The organism is Parabacteroides faecis, assembly GCF_014647375.1.
In the GTDB taxonomy this organism is placed as follows: domain Bacteria; phylum Bacteroidota; class Bacteroidia; order Bacteroidales; family Tannerellaceae; genus Parabacteroides; species Parabacteroides faecis.
The window spans coordinates 22,415-43,693 of record NZ_BMPB01000008.1; the positions used below are offsets into that span (position 1 = coordinate 22,415).

Consider the following 21,279-nt stretch of genomic DNA (forward strand, 5'->3'; position numbering starts at 1 on the left):
TCCTGATTGGCATATTATTTTAGTTTATGATAATATTCTTTCAACAAGCGGACATCTTTTTCTTTTTCGGTAAACACTTCCATCAGGATCGGCTGGCTGGCTGGGTTCGGTTCCGTAAAGGCTTTCATCGCTTCTTCCAGTTCTTCGGTATTATGTACTCCCTGATAAAGGAATCCCCGTTCAGTCGCCCAACCTTGTGCAGACGTTTTATGCGAGGCCGTGACAAAACGGTGTGTCTTGTCCGACAAAGATAAGCCGGGTAATGCTTGGAAAATCTCGCCTCCTCCGTTGTTCAGCAACAAAATACGAACATTACAGCCATAATTACTGTTCCAGAGAGCATTCATATCATAAAAGAAACTCAGATCGCCAATCACGATAAAGTTCAGCTTGTCCGAAGCTGTAGCATATCCCAAGGCTGTTGAAAGCGAACCTTCTATGCCGCTCGTACCCCGGTTACAACAAACCTCCACCTCTTCCGGTAATGTATATAACTGGGCATAACGCACTGTCGAGCTATTCCCTAAGTGTAAAGCGGAAGGAGTCGGCAACGACTTGATCAGCGTACCGATCGCGGCCATTTCGGAGTAAGCGAATTCCGGTTCGGGCAATTCCTTTGTATTATTTTCCCAGACGCGGGGGAACTCGCTCGTTTTATTCTCCAGTAAATAGGCTATCTTCTCTAAAAATTCAAACGGGTCCATCTCGATCACTGTCGTCAGAGAGCCGTAAAGGTCGGCAACCTCGCCGTCTGCCGATACATGCCAGTGTTCTTTGGGCGGATGGTTACGCAGGAATTTTTTCAAACGTTTGGATACGATATGGCCTCCGTAAGTAATTACCAGTTCGGGGACCATTTTCTCTAACGTCTCTTCGGGCAGGGCATAAAGCGCTGCATCGAAATTCTTGACCGGAATACCGGGAATGGTCCTGTTTCCGGTATGTTCCGTCAACCATGCAAAATGTTTGTATAACAGTTTGGATATTTTCTTTTCAAAAAGATAGATTAGGCTCATCTGTCCGACTACCACCATGCGTTTGTTGTACTTGTTCAGCCGTTCGATCAATGAATTATATTCCCGGTCGTATATGTTGAGCCCCTGGTAACGGGTGATGACACGGACGTCGGGTAATTCGGTTGTCGTGAATTGGAACAAAGGTTCCGAGATCGGCACATTGATATGGACCGGACCTTTTCCATGATGATTCAACTCCAATAAAGCCTCGTTGACGAGACGGTTACAATACCATTCATCTTCGTCAGTCTGTATTTCCGGCAGGTTGACGGCTTTCTTTACCAGCGAACCGAATACGCCGGGTTGCGGCAATGTTTGTCCGTCCATTTGTCCGATCCAGGCAGCAGGCCTGTCTGCAGAAATAACTACCAAAGGAACCTGCTGATAGAATGCTTCCGCTACAGCCGGATGTATGTTCAGCAAAGCCGTACCAGAAGTGCAACAAATAGCAGCCGGTTTTCCTCCGTGCAATGCCAGTCCGAGAGCGAAAAAGCCAGCGCTCCGCTCGTCTGTGACGGAATAACAGGAAAAAGACGGATGATTTGCCAACGTATGAACGATCGGGGAATTTCGGCTTCCCGGACATAATACTACTTTGCTGATATTGTGCTCTTTTAGCAGAGCAACGAGTTGAAGAATATTCTTTTTATCTGAATACATATCAAATTCTCATATTGGAGTTTATATGCAAAAGTAACCATAATATCTGATTTAATAATAAGGATACGCATCAAATCAACCTTCCGCTGTCTATTGTTTGTTGATGATTTATAAAGTATTTATTATCAAATGTTTGGGGGTGAAAAATCACAAATATTTCTCTTGCCGGATGTCTGTCACGTCTAACTGGTTGATATTCTGCAGGTAACAGGGTGCTCTGTCAAAAGGTTGTCAAAACCCTACATATATAATAAGAATAAATAAAAGAGACTATTGTTTTTACTTTAAAATACAACTGTATTTGATTACAAAAACAATTGTATTCTGTTACGAAAACAATTGTTTTTGTGACCGGAAACGTATAGTCGTTTTTACAACAAAGCTTTCATCGTTTGTAGTTTATCTTCCGTTTCCTGCCATTCGTCGTTAAGTTCTGAGGAAGAGAGCAGACCTCCGCCGGCATAAAGCGTAAGTATTTTGTCTTCGATATGCATACAACGCAGGTTGACGTACAGGTCGGTTCTGCCTTCGGGGTTTAGCCACCCGATAAAGCCGGAATAATAGCGGCGGTCGTAACCTTCATGGTCCAGAATGAACCGGTAAGCATCGGCTTTTGGTAATCCGCAGACGGCAGGGGTAGGATGGAGCAAATTGAGCAGGTCGCCCAACTTATTGTTTTCACGCAAGGTAAACCTGAAATCGCTTTTCAGATGGCATAAAGCGCCGGCACGTGCCGAATACGGACCTTCCATGATCGAGTCGATACCGAGTGAAGTAAGCTGGTCGTGGATATAGGTGGCGACAATCTGCTGTTCTCTCTTATTCTTCTCGTCCCAATAGGTCGGCAGTTCGCCGTTTTGAAGCGGCTGTGTCCCGGCCAGGGCGACCGTGTTCCACGCTCCTTTTTCTCCGGAGAGGATGATTTCGGGTGTACCTCCGATCCAAGTCCCGGTCTGTGGCGTATGGCACAGATAGACATACGAACGGGTATATTGTTGGCAGGCTTTGTAAAAAGCCTTTGCAGGTGAAAAACCGGACAGACGGTTTTGTGTCAGACTGCGTGAAAGGACCAGCTTATCCAGTTTCTTTTCCTGCAAAGGTTTGATGAAGGAATCGAAACAACGGATATAATCACCTTCCGTTTTCCATTCGGATGGATTTTCAGTTCCATTCGGATGAAACTCCAGATCCATTCGAATGGAATCCATTGGCAAGACAGCCGGTACCTCTGTTAGATCGCGGCGGATCAATACAATGGGACAATCCGGGGTGACCCGGAAAGGAGCGATCACGAATCCTGTTTGTCCGTTCAGCTCTTCTATGCTGTATAAAAGGCGGGCAGAACCGGAACTCTGCATGACGAATCGCGGGTGTTTTTCTCCCGGTATACGGTAAATTGCAAAACTCCGGCCCTGCCTGATCAATGAATCTATTGCTTCGCTTGTTTCTTCTGAATTCATTTCTTTTTTAATATACTATTCACTACGCGTATGGAGGATACCAGTTTATCAGTAGAGGTAAACACATCTACGTTCCATACATGTGAAGAACGACCTTTGTGGATAATTGTTCCTACGGCCCGTACAGTATCTCCCTCATGGGCCGATGACATATGGCTACCGCTTACCTGCATTCCGACAACGATCTCGTCCGGTTTTGCCAGGATCATGGAACCCAATCCGGCAACAGTTTCAGCCAGGGCCAGTGTCGCACCACCGTGCAGGATACCGAAAGGCTGGCGCGTACGCTCGTCTACCGGCATGGTTGCTTCCACGCGGTCTTCAGAAGCATAAGTATATTGAATGCCCAGATTGCCCATCAGTGCATGTTTGGCACGTATGTTCAACTGGTCCAAAGGAACTTCCGTCGGTTTGATCGCTGCCAGGATCGCTGTTTCCACAGCGACTGCAACACCGTCCATATCGTTAGCCAAAGTGGTGAAGTCCGTACAACTCTTTACTGAATCGCGGGCGTTGCCCATCGCAACACTGGTTCCGGCAAGCTGTAACATCGGTACGTCGGCAATACCGTCGCCGATGGCTACCACTTCTTCTGTCGTGATATTCAGTTTTGCCATCAGAACGCCCAATGTATTCCCTTTGTTGATAAACTGGGGGACAACTTCCAGATAGTAATCTTCCGACCGGAATACGTCCAGTACACCGTCCAAACGTTTCTTCCAATGATTTTCCAAACCTACCAGTTCTGCTTCATCGTCGCTGGCAAGAACACATTTGCAGGGACTGAAGTCGACAGCCTCCGGAAAATTATCGACGCCGATCACACGCATATTGTTCAAGGCGGCTTCTTCCTGCACATGTTTGTTGTCAGGTTTGTCCGTCAGGATGTAATCTTTATGGTAAGTGAAAATGGCAAAGTCGTTTTTCTTTGCTTTCTTATCCAGATAGGGCAACATTTCCGGATTGATACGTTTTTCAAAAAGTAATTCACCCGTTTGTACATTGATGATCTGTCCACCGTTATATGAAAGAATGAAACCACCGTAATGATCCAGTTCCAGAGCCTTAGCCAGCGGCATGACCCCGTTGGTCGGTCTGCCGGATGCCAATACAATATGTATTCCCATCTGCTGAACTTTCAGTAAAGCAGCCTGGGTACGGGCAGTTATCTCTTTATTGCTGTTGAGCAATGTCCCGTCTACGTCTAAAACTAATAATTTGTACTTCATGGCTTGCTGTTTTTTTGTTTAGATGACAAATATACATAATTCTGACTTACCTTTTTACCAATCCTTGCATGAAATATACGGATAAACCATACTATTTATCCGTTTCAGGGATTGGTTTTATTGGAATTACAAGGCCGTTTGCCGTAATATATTTGTAAAGTTCCCTGTAAAAGGCATGCTTTGTCAAGGTAGAAGCGTCTCCCAGGATGATCAACTTCATGCGGGCACGGGTGATCGCGACGTTCATACGGCGAAGATCGTTCAGGAAACCGATATTTCCCTGATCATTGGCACGGACCAGGCTGATCATGATCACATCGCGTTCCTGTCCCTGGAAGCCGTCCACCGTGTGTACGGTGATCAGTCTCCGGAACGGTTTGAAAAAAGAGTTCCGCTTGATCAGGCTCCGGATATATTGTACCTGCGATTTATAGGGAGAGATCAGTCCGAAGTCGATACTCTCATCCAGCACGCGTTCTTTGCTGATCTTCTCGATATAACTTTGTAGTTGTTCGATCAACAGTTCTGCTTCCTGCCGGTTGATCCGGCTCTGGCTTTCAGACTGTTGGTCTTCTTCAAAATTACAATCAGCCGTATCGAACCAGACGATAGGAGTATCGTAAGCCAGGATACCACGATATTTTACTTCCGGTGCCGCCTGCAGTTCATCCCGGTAAAACCAGTGGGATGAAAAGCGCATAATATCGTCATGCATCCGGTATTGTATTTTAAGCAGCGATACCGTTTCAGGTTTACTGATGGCTATTTTCTGCATCAGCGTGCGATCGAGTCCGCCACGTGCCGCTTCTATACATTTGATGGTAGGAGGGAGTTGGTGGTGGTCGCCTGCGAGTATCACCCTGTCTGCTTTACTGATCGCGATCCAGCAGGCAGCCTCCAGAGCCTGTGCCGCTTCATCGATAAACAGGGTAGTAAAGTGCCGGTTCGTCAGGACCCGGTTGGCTGATCCCACTAAGGTACATGCGATGACACGAGCCTCATCGAACAGGTCCGTATCTATCTTTACTTCCAGTTCGGTGGCCCGGAAACGCAGGCGTGAAAGGCGGTTGCGGGCAGTATCTTTTTCCGCATGGCTTTTCTTACGGAAAGAAGATTGTATGTCCCGGATAGCCTTACGGATTCCCCAAAGTTCCGGATAGTCCGGATGCGATTCGAAGCGTCGTTCGTAGGTGAATGAGAGCATCTTGTCGTTCACTCGTGTCGGATTACCGATGCGGAGCACGTTAATTCCCCTGTCTACCAGCTTTTCGGATATCCAGTCGACAGCCGTATTGCTTTGTGCACAGACCATTACCTGGTTTTCCCTGTGCAGTGTTTCATAGATGGCTTCTACCAGCGTAGTCGTTTTCCCTGTCCCGGGAGGACCGTGTACGATCGATACCTCTTTCGTTGCCAGTACATGATTGACCGCCTCTTCCTGGGTTGTATTCAACCACGGGAAGCGGATGGGGAAAAGCGTTCTTCGGGTCACCGATGATTTCCCGAGTAAGACGTCGCGTAAATAAGCCAGCCGGTCGTTTTTCGCTTTCATGACACCGGAGAGTGCATTGAACATCGTCTTGTAGCTTGTCTCATCGAAATAAAGCTGAACTCCCAGTTCGCTGTTCACATTTTGCAGGTCGAATAAAGCGGATGGTGTCGGCAAGACGACAACCATCCGGTCATCCTGCACATAACTGATGACAGCCGAAAAGTTCAGATATTTGGGTTTCCCGCTGACATCTGTCGTGAAGAAACAGACCGGACGGCCGTATTCGAAATTGTGTTCTATCTCCTTATCATCCCGGCGTTCGACTTCGACGACGAGCTGGTTCAGCGAATTGTAATAACTTCTTCCCGGAATAGCAGGATACCAGCAAACTCCCTGTTGGATACGCCGGTGTATTCCGGTCCGCTCTGTCTGCTCCCTGTACATCTCTTTTTCGTATTCAAATTCTTTTTGCAGAAGATCATACTGATGTTGCAAGTCTGCAGATGGAGTCTGAAATTGATTGATCATTATTCTTTGTTTAAGAGACCGCAAACTTACATAAAAAAAAGGAAACGGATGGGGGTTTTTCCCCTTTCTTCTGTCATAAAGTCAAACCGGAAGATCTTATTTGCCGGTAAACAGTAAAGAAATAGTTGATATATGAAAAATGTAGTTCTCTTCCTGATGATTTCTTTGTTGATACTGCCTGGTTGCGGGGCAATGAGGAATATGAGCACTGAAGACAAGGCCGGCTTTGGGGCACAGGTCGGTTCTTTTATCGGCTGGATCTTTGGCGGATTGATCGGGGAGGCAATCGATGATGACGGAGGAGGTGAAATCGGTTCTTTCATAGGAACGGCAGTCGGTGGTATTGCCGGAGCATCGATCGCTGCCAGTACGGATAATGAAACTTATGTCGAGCGGAGCAGACCGGCTAAATATACGCCATCGTCTCATGTGCTTCTTCCTGACTTGAGGATAGAAGACATCTTGCTGGATGAGGATAGCCTGACTTATAACCAAAAGATCGATGCCGGTGAAACTTGCCGTATCTCGTTCGTGATCGTAAATAACAGTTTTCAGGAAGCAGTGAATGTTGTTCCCATAGTGAAAATAAAGGAAGGGGAACATCTGGAAATATCGGATCCTGTGCGGATAGCCAGGGTTTCACAGGATGAGCCTGTCACGTATGAAGTGACAGTACGTGCCTCACAAGAGTTAAAAACAGGTGAAGCAGTTTTCAGTGTCCGTCTGGAAGAAGGACGCGGTAATGGGACAGATGAGGAAATATTTACTGTCGAAACGATAGGCGCTGATAACTAGCTTATAAGAACCGGAAAAATCAGAATAAACGAGTATGTTTCAAAAGTTCCATTCAGTACTTTTGAAACATACTTGTCTTATATAATAATCTTTACCACTTATCGGGCAAGGATGAAATTTTCTTCCGCAGCTTCGTATTCGAATTATAATGATAATATGTCGGCTTAGAAGAAGGGAAATAATAGAGATCCTGTGCCTTGTTGTCAATTTCAACTTTGTATACGGGCAAAGGCAGTGTTTTCAGGCCGGACCCCGGACGGTAATATTCATCATATTCTTCCAATAAAGACATCTTCAATAAAGGAATAGGTTTGCCGTATAGTTTTTCCAGTGAATGCAGAATATCCGGCCGGGTAACGACGAACCGCCTCGGCGTACTTTTCGCTGCGTAAATATATTCCGGTTGCACGGTACCGTCATCCGCCTGCCGGATAATTTCCACCAGAGGCTTGTCCAAATACGAACGTAGTTTCAGCATACAGACTTTTTCACCGCCTGTAGCCGAGATACCGTAAGCATCCGGTTGGAGCAGTTTGCCGGGGTCCATACTAAAACCTTCCAGGCGAAGAGGCGGATGCAATTTACTCTCTTCGTTTTTCCTGTGGCTGTCGCCCAGCCATTTCGGGATTGGTGACATGGATAATAATCCGGTCATAATAAATACGCTGATACAGATATAAACTCCAGTGTCCGTTATCTGTATCCACTGACCTTTACCCCAGCGGCAGGGAAGAGGTTGTGGCTTACTTTCGTCTATGTGTACCCATTTCCGGCGAAGTATTCCCGCTGTAAGACAAGCTCCCCGTACTGATAACAGAAATAGCAGGAATACGACATAGATTGTTGTCGGTATCCATAATTCCGGATATTCTATATTAAAAAAGCTATCTTCACCTTCCGGTATGGTGGCCAGGAATGTTTGATAATGGTGTTCCGGATGATGAGTTGGGGTAGAAGGAGCAAAAATCGGAGAGATAAGTCTGGTGATAAGAGTATCTGGATAACAATAATCCAGTTTTAACGAGTCGTTGTGAGAATAAACAGAAACAGAATGTAAAGCTGGAATACCTTCCGGCTGATGGGTCCGGATATATTCGAGTGAAGGGAGCGCGCGTTCCAGAAGATCATCGTTTTCAGACAACAGGCTTTCCGGCGGCGAAGAGGAGGGCGGTGATGCCGGTATCAATATTTTAGCCACTAACAATAACGCTACGAGCATCGCCAACCCGTAGAAAATAAATCTTTTCCTTTCCATAAACAATCTTTTATTTTTAATTCATTCAGTTTTCCCCGCTATGGCGTTGGACGCTGCGAATTTATCATATTCATTCTAAATTTAGCGAAACGTATAACATAAATTACAAATCATTTTGTATCTGCCTTTTCTGCCTGAAAACAAGTGATAATTTTGATCATATAAAGTCCGGTAATTAATTAAATCATTACCTTTGCCCCAATCTAACGCATAAAACATAGTTTTCATGGATAATACGACAAAATCACAAATTATATCCCTCATACATCAGGAGGTAATTCCTGCTATTGGCTGTACTGAACCTGTTGCTGTCGCTTTGGCTGCTGCCAAGGCTGCCGAAGTTTTAGGACACCGTCCCGAAAAGATCGAGGTGTTACTTAGCGCCAACATTCTGAAGAATGCCATGGGCGTAGGAATTCCCGGAACCGGAATGGTAGGATTGCCCATTGCCGTTGCTTTGGGTACGCTGATCGGAAAGTCTGCTTACGAACTGGAGGTGCTGCGGGATATAACGCCGGAAGCTCTGGAGTTGGGAAAGGCCATGATAGAGAATAAGATTATCCATATTGCTTTAAAGGAAAATGTCGACAAATTATATATAGAGGTTATTTGTACTGCCGGCGAAGAGACGTCGAAGGTTGTCATCTGCCACGAACATACGCATATAATCTATGTGGAAAAGGATGGGGTGGTACTGACCGATCTGCGGAAAGAGTTATCCGGCGATACTATCTGCCACGAGGAAGAATTAAAATTATCTTTTTCTACCGTTTATGAGTTTGCGATGGAAATGCCGCTCGATGAAATCCGCTTTATCCTTGAAACAGCCGATCTAAATAAGAAGGCTGCACAAGCCTCTATAAAAGGTCATTACGGGCATACTGTCAGCAAAACCGTATCCGGAGAATACGGACGGAAATACATGGGCGATTCGGCCTATACACATATGTTGGTGATGACGGCTGCTGCCTGTGATGCCCGTATGGATGGAGCGATGATCCCGGTTATGAGTAACTCAGGAAGCGGTAACCAGGGTATTGCGGCCACGTTACCGGTTTTATCTTTCGCCGAAGATATCGATTGTCCGGAAGAGCAGTTGATACGCGCCCTGACACTTAGCCATCTGATGGTTATTTACATTAAGCAGAGCCTCGGACGATTGTCTGCCCTTTGTGGTTGTGTGGTTGCAGCTACCGGTTCCAGTTGCGGTATTACTTATCTGATGGGTGGTAATAAGGCACAGATTTCGTATGCGATCAAGAATATGATCGGAAATATTACGGGGATGATTTGCGACGGGGCTAAGCCCAGTTGCGCCTTGAAGGTTTCGAGCGGTGTCTCTACGGCAATGATCTCCGCTTTGATGGCGATGGAGAACAAAGTGGTGACTCCTGTGGAAGGTATTATCGACGAGGATGTGGATAAATCGATCTCGAATCTGACAGCGATAGGTTCCCGTGGAATGGAAGAAACAGACAAATTGGTATTAGATATTATGACAGGCAAGTCTTGCTAAAAGATTGTTTTTGTTCATTACTTTGGCCTCCCAACTGTTTCTTTGCAGTTGGGAGGTTTTTTATTTTATCTTACTTTTTGAGCTTATTAAAAGGGATGATAGTGAATCCTATTTTTTCGTATGGATTGTTAACACCATATTCATATAGTAATCCTATATTTCCATCAGACAAATTGACCAAATCTGAATAAGCACTAGGACCGGGATATACCAAATAGGTATGTGGCCACATTTGACCGTTGTCTTCACTTAATTTGATCGTCATTTTTTCTCTATTCTCTGTTGATGCCGGATTTGAAAATAAAATATAGTTACTGATTTTTCCACTTCTCATAAAATTAATCGTACTTCCCTGGCAAATAGGTTCTATCAATTCAGGGAGGTAATGCATTTTTGAAATTGTTTCTCCGCCATCTTTGCTGATTGCATAGGAGCGGGTTTTACTTTCTTCCCGATTATAATTTCGCATATTCAACATAAGCTCACCATTACCTAGTTCAACAACGCTACTTTCATTTCCTCCATGTTCGCTAACCACACCTCCGAGTTTCCAGGTGTCACCTTTGTCATCAGAATATATAAGTTGGGAATGATAGGATTTTGTACCAGCAACCATATGATTAGCAGAAACCACTATTCGTCCTTTATATTTTTTATTTTGTATTTGGATACCGTGGCAAGGACCTGTAGCATACCATGTCCAATCTGAATGTTTAACAGAAGATGTTATATCTTTGGGGACGGACCATTTTTTTCCGTCATCATCAGAGTAGAGAACAAATATTCTTCGTGAGTCTTTGCTGGTTTGGTCGATAATGTCTTTTTCATGGTCTTCTCCCAAATTCCAGCAACTTACTAAAATAATACGTCCGGTTTCTTGGTCTACAACAGGGGCTGGATTACCACACACATTCTCACCATCATCCCATATAATAATCAGACTACTCCATGTTCTTCCTCCATCTTCTGAACGTTTTAATACAATATCTATATCTCCGGTATCAGAACAACTGTTTTTGCGTGCTTCAGCAAAAGCTAATAGAGTTCCGGTTTTACTTTGAACAATTGCAGGAATACGGAAACAACTATATCCGTCCTGATCTTTCCGAAAAATATCAGTAGTTGGTTCCTGTGCTTGCAAAATGTAGCCTAATTGTAGAGCCAAAGTAAAACATGTTATTAATAATTTCTTCATAAATGTATCTTATTTGTGAGATAAATTAACAGAAAGGTTTTTTGATATCCAATAAACAGTTCGTTATATTTATGTAAATTAACTTGTCGGTCGGTTATTTTTTGGCTAAAAAGAATAAATCAGGAGACTTTTAGTATATAAACCTTATGGATAATAACATTTTTATCAGATCGAAAAGATATTTGATATAGACCTTATCGATAACTCTATCGATAAATTCGATTGGTTTCCGTAACAGTTTCATACTTTCAAATGTTTATCTTGTAAAGGCGTTAAGATCATGGAATATTTACTGTGTAATATATAATACAGTTTAAGATAGTTGTTACTCTTACTTTTGTATATATCACCAGTAGTAATAAAATAAAGTTCATCAATAAAAACCGACAATCGCCATGAAAGAAAAAATTGAACAATTGGCAGCTCTGAACCATCAGGCAGAGCTGGGAGGCGGCGAAGACCGTATCGCAAAACAACACGCAGCGGGTAAACTGACTGCCCGTGAAAGAATCGAATTACTTCTTGAAAAAGGAAGTTTTGTGGAAGTCGACAAATTTGTAACCCATCGTTGTACAGAATTCGGACTGGAGAAACAGCGTCCGTTGGGCGATGGGGTAGTGACAGGTTACGGTTTGATAGGTAAACGTACGGTATTTGTATTTGCCCAGGATTTTACGGTATTCGGTGGTGCTCTTTCCGAGACATATGCACGGAAGATCTGTAAGATTATGGATATGGCGATGCAACTGGGTGCACCGGTGATCGGTCTGAACGATTCAGGCGGAGCACGTATTCAGGAGGGTGTACGCTCGCTGGCCGGTTACGCGGAGATCTTTTTGCGTAACTCGCTGGCTTCGGGGGTTATTCCACAGATCAGTGCGATCATGGGGCCGTGTGCCGGAGGTGCAGTCTATTCACCGGCTCTGACCGATTTCATCTTTATGGTGAAAGATTCCAGCTATATGTTTATTACGGGGCCGGAAGTGGTAAAGAGTGTGACGCAAGAAGAGGTGACAATGCAGGATTTAGGCGGCTCGGAAGTGCACAGCAGTCGTTCCGGAGTAGCTCATTTCACAGGGGATAACGATATGGATTGTATTCTGAAGATACGCGAACTTATGTCATTCCTTCCAAGTAATAATATGGAAGAACCTCCGTTCATCCCGACGACCGACAGCGCGAACCGGATCGATGAACAGTTGAATAATCTGATTCCGACCAATCCGAATCAGCCTTACGATATGAAAGAACTGATCGAATCGGTTGCCGACGATCATAATTTCTTTGAAGTACAGGAAGAATATGCCAAGAACATCGTTATCGGCTATATCCGGTTGAACGGAAAAACGATCGGTGTTGTAGCCAATCAACCGGCCGCTCTGGCAGGGACGCTGGATATAAATGCTTCCGTGAAGGCGGCCCGTTTCGTGCGCTTCTGCGATGCTTTCAATATTCCGTTGCTGACATTGGTGGATGTGCCGGGATTCCTTCCGGGCGTTAACCAGGAATATGAAGGTATTATCCGCCACGGGGCAAAATTGCTTTATGCCTATTGTGAAGCGACAGTGCCGAAAGTAACGGTTATTACCCGTAAGGCATACGGCGGAGCTTATGATGTGATGAGCTCCAAGCATATCCGCGGCGATATCAATTTCGCTTATCCGACTGCCGAGATCGCTGTAATGGGACCGGACGGTGCCGTGAATATCCTTTTCCGCAAAGAACTGAAAAAGGCCGAGGATGTAGAGAAGAAACGCAAGGAATTGCAGGATGATTACCGTGAGAAATTCGCTAATCCCTACCGGGCAGCCGAACTGGGCTATGTGGACGAGATCATCGAACCGTCGGGAACACGTGCCCGCCTGATCCGCAGCTTCGAACTGCTGGCTAATAAACGGCAATCCAATCCGCCGAAGAAACATTCCAATTTACCACTTTAATACGCGAACGATTATGATAAAGAAAGTATTAGTAGCCAATCGCGGCGAAATTGCGATGCGAATCTTTCGTACCTGCCGCGTAATGAATATACCGACCGTTGCGATCTATACACATGTAGACCGGGGTGCCTTGCATGTACGATATGCCGAAGAAGCCTACTGTATCTCGGAAGATGAAACAGACACTTCTTATCTGAAACCCGATCTGATCCTGGCAATCGCCCGGAAAACCGGTGCCGCTATCCATCCGGGATACGGTTTTCTATCTGAAAATGCAGATTTTGCCCGCAGATGTGAAGAAGAAGGTGTCATATTTATTGGTCCGAGTGCCGATGTTATTGCTAAAATGGGGATTAAGACCGAGGCCCGCAAGATCATGAAAGCAGCCGGTGTACCTGTCGTTCCCGGAACAGAAGAGCCGGTTAACAATATAGCCGAAGTCCGCAAGGTGGCTAAAGAGGTCGGTTATCCGATCATGCTGAAAGCATTGGCTGGCGGAGGTGGTAAAGGCATGCGTCTGGTCCGGGATGAAGAAGGACTGGAAGAAGCTTTCCGTCTGTCGTGCTCCGAAGCCGGAAATTCATTCGGGAATGATGCTATTTACATTGAAAAATATATTGAGAATCCGCATCATATCGAAGTACAGGTTTTGGGTGATAAATATGGGAATGTGATCCATCTCTATGAACGTGAATGCTCTATCCAGCGCCGTAACCAGAAAGTGATCGAGGAATCGCCGTCACCTTTTGTAAAGGAAGAGACGCGCAAGAAGATGCTGGCTGTTGCTGTGGAAGCCTGTAAGAAGATCGGTTATTACAGTGCCGGAACGTTGGAATTTATGATGGATAAAGACCAGAACTTCTATTTCCTGGAAATGAATACCCGTCTGCAGGTGGAACATCCGGTGACGGAAGAGGTTACGGGTGTCGATCTGGTACGTGATATGATCCTGGTGGCTGCCGGTAATCCGTTGCCATACAAACAGGAAGATGTAGAGTTCAGAGGGGCGGCCATCGAATGCCGTATCTATGCGGAAGACCCGGAGAATAACTTTATGCCTTCGCCGGGTGTCATCAAGGTTCGTGAAGCGCCCGAAGGACGTAATGTACGTCTGGACAGTGCCGCGTATGCCGGATTTGAAGTCTCTTTGCATTACGACCCGATGATCGCCAAACTGTGTACTTGGGGACGTAACCGCGAATCAGCCATCTCCAATATGGCACGTGCGTTGCGGGAATATAAGATTCTGGGAATTAAAACGACGATCCCGTTCCATCAGCGTGTCTTGCACAACGAGACGTTCCTGAAAGGGAATTACGATACGACTTTCATCGATACCAAATTCGATAAGGAAGATCTGAAACGTCGTCAGAACAACGATCCGCTGGTTGCCGTGATTGCTGCGGCCATCAAGCATTTCGAACAGGAGAAGGAGGCCTCTGCCCGTATGACAACAGTCCCGTTGGTAGGCGAGTCTTTATGGAAATATTACGGTAAACTGCAGATGACTGCCAATAACTATTAAAAGGAGGATCTGATTATGTCAAAAGCATTAGCAACCTATTTTGCAACAGTAAATGATATGCCCGACACCGAATTCAAGGTGGAAATACTGGAAGACGGCCCGGTAAAGAAAGTCTCCGTAAACGGCAAGATATATAATGTAGATTATAATGTGGGAGGGGATAGCATCTATTCCATCATCCTCAATCATAAATCGCACGGTGTCCAGATATCCAATATATCCGACGATGTGTACGAAGTTAAGAACAAAGGCGATTATTTCCAGGTACAGGTAATCGACGAACTGAAGAAGATGCGCCTGTCGCGTATCCAGTCGGTGGCTGTCGGCCGTCAGGTGATCACTGCACAGATGCCGGGCGTGATCCTGAAAGTGAATGTGAAACCCGGTGATGAAGTTACGGCGGGAACTCCGCTTTGTGTATTGGTCGCCATGAAAATGGAAAACGAGATACGCAGCCCGATAGACGGGATAGTGAAGGAGGTTTATATTACCGGTGGCGATAAAGTCGCTGTCAATGATAAAATGTTAGTGGTAGAATAAATCCTATTTATTGTTTTTACTAAACAAATGTAAATTTGTCATTGTTCTTATATAAAGCTTACATAATATAAATAAAAACCAATAGAATTAGAAGTTATGGAAAACAAAGAACAACCTTTAGTAGAACTGAAAGCAATGGATAAAGGTCCGTTGTTGGTGAAAGGCCCGGTAAAACTGATCACACCCGATGGAAAAGAAATGATCATGGAAAGAACGGCGATTTGCCGTTGCGGTCATTCAAAGAACCAACCGTTTTGCGACGGATCACATATGAAACTGTGACCTGGTAATAATAGATATACATTTACATTCGGAAAATCCGTAGCTCCTCAAGAGCTACGGATTTTCTTTGGTTATAAATGATGGATTTATTCTATCTCCGGTCGGTCGCCACCACCTTCACCACCACCTTCTTCGGGAGGAATGATCGGCTTATCATCCGGCTCGACCTTCGCTTTCTTCCCTACACCACGACGCGACAGTGTTTCCGAGAATTGAACGATCTCTGCATTCACGGCATCGATCACAGTGCCGATCGCCGTTTCTTTCGCCTGATCTTTATCGACCAACTGTTCGAATCTAAAAAAAATGTAAATAAAATGGATTCCGACTGTCGGAAACTATTTTTTTTCGTTTTTGAAGCTTTCCGATAGTCGGACGAGCTAAATGTAGGTAAAAAATGGAAGAAAAATAGTTTTCTTAGGGGAAATTTGGGTTCTGATGTTAGAAAATGTTTTTTTTAGTCGTAAAGTTAAAAATCAGAACTATATTTGCACCCAATTAATATTAAACTTATAAAAAGGATGAAGAAAAATTTATTGTATTTATTTACTGTACTTTGTATCTTAAGTTTTTTCACCGCTTGTAGCGATGATGATGATGATGTAAAATGCCCTGTGGAAAATACTGTATTTACCGATAAGAACGGCTTGCAGTTGACCTATAGTGGTGAGGCTATGTTGGGAAAAGAGGTTTCGTTTACATCACAAAGTGTTGACAAAGCTGTATTGACTTTATCCGGTGCAAGTCTTGACCTGTCAGGTTTAATACCTGCTGGAAAATCAACTAACAATACTTCGACTGAGGGAATTGCTACAGCCGGTGTCGTACCGGGAGAATTGACGACTACCCTGAATGTTGATTTATTGGTAGAAGGCGAAAAAGTGTCTTTCGAAGGAACTGATGAGAAAGATGGCCGTGTCATTAACTATAAAGGAGAAGCAACCAAGGATGGTTTGAAATTGGATTTGAAAGTGACCATGCCTAAAACTGATTTGGTAGGTACATCATGGAAGTTGGCTCCGGTGGGTTTTATGGCTGCTGATCCTATCCATATTGTTTGGAATGCTGATGAATTTCCATTTAATGGAGGAACATGGGATATTCAAAGTGCTCTACTGTTGACAATGGGAATGGCCCCGATTAAGGATGGAATGACAGTCCCGCAATTGTTGTTCGGCATTTTGAATGAAGTGACTTTCTTGCCTGATGGAAACATCCAAGCCAAATATAAAAATACTCCTGCCGATACTGAATGGAAGGAGTCGCCATTGAATTTGGCCATGTATGCCGTAAAAGGGGATAAATTGTATGTTTATCTGAATGCAAATCAGATCATGGCTGTGGCAAATAAATCGCGTGCGGCTGACTTGAGTTTTGTTATGGGGCTGCTTAAAAATATTGTACCGATGTTGGCAGAAGGCGTTCCTCTGTCTTATACAACAAATGAAGACGGGAATACTGTCGTTTATTTAGGCAAAGACGTGTTACTTCCTTTGTTGCAGCAAATAGCTCCTCTGTTCGAAGATGAGCAGACTGTTAATTCATTGGTTGAACTTTTGAAAGGAAGTGCCGGTGAGGAGTTAGGCGCTTTGGTGGATGCCTTTTTGAAACCGGTCTTGGTAGCTATGCCTGATATTATTGCTACAACAACAGACATTCAGATCGGTCTTACATTGCTTCCTGTGACAGAATAATTTTAATTTGGAATTGAAGAAATATCCCCAATAATTTATTAAAATCAAAAAGAAGGTATCTCAAAAGGATGCCTTCTTTTTTGTTTAGTATGCAGGTATACCTTTATATCCCAAACAATTTATCCGTCAACGCCTTTCCTGAACAAAATGTTTTATCGAAAATTATCCTTATCTTCGTGCTGTTTTGAAGAACTTTATTTTAATAATTAAAAGGTATTAGTTTACTAACAGATTTATGAAAACAAAACTAATGTATTTATTCAGCATGCTTTGCATGCTAAGTTTGTTCACGGCTTGTAGTGATGACGATAAGGCAGGACCTATCGGAACAGAATTTGACGGCGTATATAAAGGAACGCTCGATGTAGATCTGGACGGAACCAAAGTCGGTGAAAATCTTCCCCAGAAAGTGTATGTGACCAAAGTCGGCGACAACCAGATCAAGATGGAACTGAAAAACTTCAGCTTCGGGGCTATGGTACTCGGAAACATTTCCGTAGACAAATGTAATGTAGAAAAACAAAGTGATGACGTTTGTAAGTTCGATGGCGAACAAAAGTTGACGTTACCTATCGTCGGCGATTGCGATGTGGTAATGAACGGTACTATTGCCGGTGAAAAACTTGATATGGTGATCAATGTAAAAGCTACCCAGTCAGGTGCAGCCATCACGGTGAAAGTCGATTTCACGGGTACGAAACTGGCTACCGACCAGAGTTCGGAGGCTAAGATCACAGAATTTACTTTCGACAGCAAAGAAGTCGTTTCACAGCCGGAAATTGATGGAACAAACATCACCTTTATGGTCTCAGATACCATCAAAGCGGAAGAATTGGCAACTTTAGTTCCAACAATCAAAATTTCTGATAAAGCGACTATCACTCCGGCAAGCGGTGTAGCGCAGGATTTCTCTAAACCTGTCACTTACACTGTGACTTCGGAGGATGGAATTACGACCACGACTTATACTGTTTCCGTAGCTGGCAAAATGCAGAAATATTCACTAGACGAATGGGTTGACAAAGGAACCGGTAAGGCTGCCTACAAAACGCCATTCCCTGATGATAAATGGGCTACCAGTACCGCCGGAGCCAGCTTATTAGCGCTTTTTGGTTATACGGGCGAATTTCCGGTTGTTCCAACAGATGACGCTGTTAGCGGAACGGCTGCTAAACTGGTTACTAAGAATACAGCGGATATATCTATGGCACCTGCTATTACTTCCGGCTCTTTATATACAGGTCGTTTTGCAATTGATTTTTCGAACCAGTTGAACAGTACGAAATTCGGTATCATGTGTGATAAAAAACCGTTGCTCTTTAATGGATATTATAAATATACTCCTGGTGAATTATTTTTAGATGGTTCTGAAAAAGCAAATATTATAGAACATCCGGAATTGACGGACGAATGCAGCATAATGGGAGTTTTATATGAAGTAGCTGACGAGAAGGAAACATTGACAGGCGTAGATATCGGCGATTCTGATAAACGTGTAGCAGTAGCGAAGCTGGCCGACGGTACGGCGAAAGCGGAATATACTCCGTTCAGCCTCGAATTCAATTTTCTGGATGGCAAAACGTATGATTCAACCAAATTGTATAAGCTGGCTCTAATTTTCTCTTCCAGCAGTAAAGGTGATGCTTTCCAGGGAGCACCCGGAAGTACCTTATATATAGATGAACTGGAAGTCGTTTTCGAATAATATACGATTCGTAAAATCCATATAGTGAAAAAGGAATGTGTCAAAGTTAGTTTTGATACATTCCTTTTTTATTTTTCAGCTACCACAAACATTTCATGGCTCATAAGCAGGGATACCAGTGATTATCTCGGCGCTTTCCGGTACAGATAAATGGCAATGAACGTATAGAGAATATTCGGGATCCAGGCGGCCACCATCGCACTTACATATCCGTTGATCGCAAAGGTCGATGTAACCGTGGTGAACAGGATGTAAGAGAAACTCAAAGCCAGTCCGATACCGATATTCATACCCATACCTCCCTTGATTTTGCGTGAGGAGAGAGAAGCCCCGATAGAGGTCAGGATAAATGCCGCCATGATGGAAGCGAAACGTTTATGATATTCGATCTGGAATGTCTGGATATTACCTATACCACGCGTTTTCTGCCGTTCGATATAAGTTGCCAACTGTGGGGAGGTCATCGTCTCACAATCGTTTACCGAGATCAGGAAGTCGGACGGAATGATCGTCAGCGTCGTGTCTTTACGGGAACCTTGGGTGATATGTTCGCGCATTCCTTCAAAGTCGCGGATCATATAATCGATCACGGTCCATTTGTATAGCGAGTCGTATTTGATCGAATTGGCCGTCAGCTTGGAGATCAGCTTCTTTCCTTCGAAATGTTCGAGTGAGAAACGATAACCCATGTTCGGGCGTGCGTCATAACGGTCGAAATAAGCGAACACACCCGGTTCCACTTCAATCTGTATGTTTCGGGCATATTCCACTTTTTTGTTCCTGATATATTTGTTCTGAAAATCGATACGCGTCACATTGGCCGGGGGAATGATGAAAGCACTCAATACAAAACTGGCTATCGCAATGATCGCAGCCGAGATCGCATAAGGCAGCATCAGCCGCCGGAAACTCATTCCGCTTGCCAACATGGCGATAATCTCCGAATTGTCCGCCAGCTTCGAGGTAAAGAAGATGACCGCGATAAACGTGAACAGTGGACTGAACAAGTTGGCGAAATAGGGGATAAAGTTCATATAATAATCCAGAATGATCGCCTGCAGCGGAACTTCGGGTTTCAGGAACTTATCGATCTTTTCGTTTATATCGAATACGACGGAGATAGAGATGATCAGCATGATCGCGAAAACATACGTTCCGAGAAACTGCTTGATGATATACCAGTCTATCCGTTTTAATTTGAATTTCATGCGAATGTCTTTTTAATTGAAAATTGAGAATTGAAAATTGAAAACTGGAATAGATTATGGAAATTCTCAATTTTCAATCTTCAATTTTCAATTCTTAAAGTCGATTATTTAGTTGCTGCACCATACCGCTTTTCCAGATAGCAAAGTCACCGGCGATGATATGCTTTCGTGCTTCCTTCACCAGCCACAGATAGAAGGCGAGGTTATGGATGGAAGCAATTTGCAGACCCAGGAGTTCGTTTACTTTGATCAGATGATGCAGGTATGCTTTGCTGTAAAGCGTATCTACGTATGAGTGGGCATCCGGATCGACAGGGGAGAAGTCGTCCTCCCATTTCTTATTGCGCAGGTTGATCGTACCGTATTGCGTGAAGATCTGCCCGTTACGTCCGTTACGGGTCGGCATGATACAGTCGAACATATCCACGCCGCGCTCGATCGCCTCCAGCAGATTAATCGGAGTCCCAACCCCCATCAGGTAGCGAGGTTTGTCTTTGGGTAATATTTCATTGACAACCTCGATCATTTCGTACATCTTCTCGGTAGGTTCGCCGACAGCCAGTCCGCCGATAGCATTTCCGTCAGCCCCTTTCTTTGCTATGTTCTCAGCCGCATGACGGCGCAGATCTGGATATACACAACCCTGTACGATCGGGAAGAGGCATTGGCTGTAGCCATATTTCGGCTCCGTGGAATTGAAACGGTCGAAACAACGGTCCAGCCATCGTTCGGTCAACCCCAGTGACTTTTTTGCATAATCATAGTCGGCATCTCCCGGACAACATTCGTCGAAAGCCATAATGATGTCGGCACCGATGATACGCTGGATATCCATTACCTTTTCGGGGGTGAAAAGATGCTTTGAACCATCTATATGAGAACGGAACTCGGCTCCTTCCTCGTGCAATTTGCGGTTGTCGGAAAGCGAGAATACCTGGAAACCTCCGCTGTCGGTCAGGATAGGGCGGTCCCATGTATTAAACTTGTGCAATCCCCCGGCTTTCTCCAGGATTTCAAGACCCGGACGCAGGTATAGATGATAGGTGTTACCCAGGATGATCTGTGCCTTAATATCCTCTTTCAGTTCGGTCATGTGGACGCCTTTCACTGTGCCTTGTGTTCCGACAGGCATAAAAATGGGCGTCTCGATTACCCCGTGATCGGTTGTAATCAAGCCCGCCCTTGCATTTGTCTTAGTATCGTTGTGTTGTAATTCGAATTTCATTCTTTATCTTTGCT

The 21,279-nt window shown here is 44.4% G+C and carries 17 protein-coding genes; 8 read left to right on the forward strand and 9 right to left on the reverse strand.

Going from position 1 to position 21,279, the window contains the following annotated elements; all coding sequences use genetic code 11:
* Positions 1-14: 14 nt before the first annotated feature.
* From menD to IEY67_RS12360, 4 genes are all read right to left on the reverse strand, one after another.
* Entirely contained in the window at positions 15-1,676 is a 1,662-nt protein-coding gene (gene menD / locus IEY67_RS12345; protein ID WP_183671565.1) for a 2-succinyl-5-enolpyruvyl-6-hydroxy-3-cyclohexene-1-carboxylic-acid synthase, read from the reverse strand.
* A 371-nt stretch (positions 1,677-2,047) separates the two neighbouring features.
* Positions 2,048-3,136: an isochorismate synthase gene (locus IEY67_RS12350; protein ID WP_183671566.1), complete on the reverse strand. Its 1,089-nt coding sequence runs from the start codon at positions 3,134-3,136 to the stop codon at positions 2,048-2,050.
* Positions 3,133-4,365: a Cof-type HAD-IIB family hydrolase gene (locus IEY67_RS12355; protein ID WP_122356815.1), complete on the reverse strand. Its 1,233-nt coding sequence runs from the start codon at positions 4,363-4,365 to the stop codon at positions 3,133-3,135. The genes IEY67_RS12350 and IEY67_RS12355 overlap by 4 nt, the downstream gene beginning before the upstream one ends.
* 91 nt (positions 4,366-4,456) lie before the next feature.
* On the reverse strand, positions 4,457-6,385 hold the full coding sequence (locus IEY67_RS12360; RefSeq protein WP_183671567.1) for an AAA domain-containing protein: 1,929 nt from the start codon (positions 6,383-6,385) through the stop codon (positions 4,457-4,459).
* Between the two features lie 132 nt (positions 6,386-6,517).
* On the opposite strand from IEY67_RS12360, the gene IEY67_RS12365 reads away from it, so the two are divergent.
* Entirely contained in the window at positions 6,518-7,180 is a 663-nt protein-coding gene (locus IEY67_RS12365; protein WP_183671568.1) for a YMGG-like glycine zipper-containing protein, read from the forward strand.
* A 91-nt stretch (positions 7,181-7,271) separates the two neighbouring features.
* On the opposite strand, the gene IEY67_RS12370 is transcribed toward IEY67_RS12365, so the two are convergent.
* Positions 7,272-8,435, reverse strand: a complete 1,164-nt coding sequence (locus tag IEY67_RS12370; RefSeq protein WP_229801046.1) for a hypothetical protein — start codon at positions 8,433-8,435, stop codon at positions 7,272-7,274.
* Positions 8,436-8,661: 226 nt separating this feature from the next.
* Between IEY67_RS12370 and IEY67_RS12375 the strand changes: the two genes are divergently transcribed.
* A complete protein-coding gene (locus tag IEY67_RS12375) occupies positions 8,662-9,951 on the forward strand; it encodes an L-cysteine desulfidase family protein (RefSeq protein WP_122356726.1) in 1,290 nt (429 codons plus the stop codon).
* A gap of 70 nt (positions 9,952-10,021) precedes the next feature.
* Here IEY67_RS12375 and IEY67_RS12380 read toward each other — a convergent pair whose 3' ends face one another.
* Positions 10,022-11,146: a sialidase family protein gene (locus tag IEY67_RS12380; protein ID WP_183671569.1), complete on the reverse strand. Its 1,125-nt coding sequence runs from the start codon at positions 11,144-11,146 to the stop codon at positions 10,022-10,024.
* A gap of 395 nt (positions 11,147-11,541) precedes the next feature.
* On the opposite strand from IEY67_RS12380, the gene IEY67_RS12385 reads away from it, so the two are divergent.
* The 4 genes from IEY67_RS12385 (at position 11,542) to IEY67_RS12400 (ending at position 15,433) form a co-directional block, all read left to right on the forward strand.
* Positions 11,542-13,086: an acyl-CoA carboxylase subunit beta gene (locus tag IEY67_RS12385; protein WP_122356708.1), complete on the forward strand. Its 1,545-nt coding sequence runs from the start codon at positions 11,542-11,544 to the stop codon at positions 13,084-13,086.
* A gap of 13 nt (positions 13,087-13,099) precedes the next feature.
* Positions 13,100-14,611, forward strand: a complete 1,512-nt coding sequence (gene accC, locus IEY67_RS12390; RefSeq protein ID WP_183671570.1) for an acetyl-CoA carboxylase biotin carboxylase subunit — start codon at positions 13,100-13,102, stop codon at positions 14,609-14,611.
* Positions 14,612-14,626: 15 nt separating this feature from the next.
* The gene (locus tag IEY67_RS12395; RefSeq protein WP_122356705.1) at positions 14,627-15,151 is read left to right on the forward strand and encodes an acyl-CoA carboxylase biotin carboxyl carrier protein subunit; all 525 of its coding nucleotides are present in this window, start codon (positions 14,627-14,629) and stop codon (positions 15,149-15,151) included.
* Between the two features lie 96 nt (positions 15,152-15,247).
* Positions 15,248-15,433, forward strand: a complete 186-nt coding sequence (locus IEY67_RS12400; RefSeq protein WP_122356703.1) for a CDGSH iron-sulfur domain-containing protein — start codon at positions 15,248-15,250, stop codon at positions 15,431-15,433.
* Between the two features lie 86 nt (positions 15,434-15,519).
* Here IEY67_RS12400 and IEY67_RS12405 read toward each other — a convergent pair whose 3' ends face one another.
* On the reverse strand, positions 15,520-15,720 hold the full coding sequence (locus tag IEY67_RS12405) for a hypothetical protein (RefSeq protein WP_183671571.1): 201 nt from the start codon (positions 15,718-15,720) through the stop codon (positions 15,520-15,522).
* Between the two features lie 234 nt (positions 15,721-15,954).
* Here IEY67_RS12405 and IEY67_RS12410 point away from each other — a divergent pair, with 234 nt between their 5' ends.
* Both IEY67_RS12410 and IEY67_RS12415 read left to right on the forward strand, forming a co-directional pair.
* Positions 15,955-17,127 carry a DUF4925 domain-containing protein gene (locus IEY67_RS12410; protein ID WP_183671572.1) on the forward strand — a complete coding sequence of 391 codons (1,173 nt, stop codon included), beginning with the start codon at positions 15,955-15,957 and terminating at the stop codon, positions 17,125-17,127.
* Between the two features lie 235 nt (positions 17,128-17,362).
* Positions 17,363-18,832, forward strand: a complete 1,470-nt coding sequence (locus IEY67_RS12415; protein WP_229801047.1) for a PCMD domain-containing protein — start codon at positions 17,363-17,365, stop codon at positions 18,830-18,832.
* A 122-nt stretch (positions 18,833-18,954) separates the two neighbouring features.
* Here the strand turns inward: IEY67_RS12415 and IEY67_RS12420 are convergent, their stop codons facing one another.
* Entirely contained in the window at positions 18,955-20,040 is a 1,086-nt protein-coding gene (locus tag IEY67_RS12420; RefSeq protein ID WP_122356693.1) for an LptF/LptG family permease, read from the reverse strand.
* A gap of 94 nt (positions 20,041-20,134) precedes the next feature.
* Positions 20,135-21,265, reverse strand: coding sequence for a tRNA guanosine(34) transglycosylase Tgt (gene tgt / locus IEY67_RS12425; RefSeq protein WP_122356691.1), 1,131 nt, complete (start codon positions 21,263-21,265; stop codon positions 20,135-20,137).
* Between the last annotated feature and the right edge of the window lie 14 nt (positions 21,266-21,279).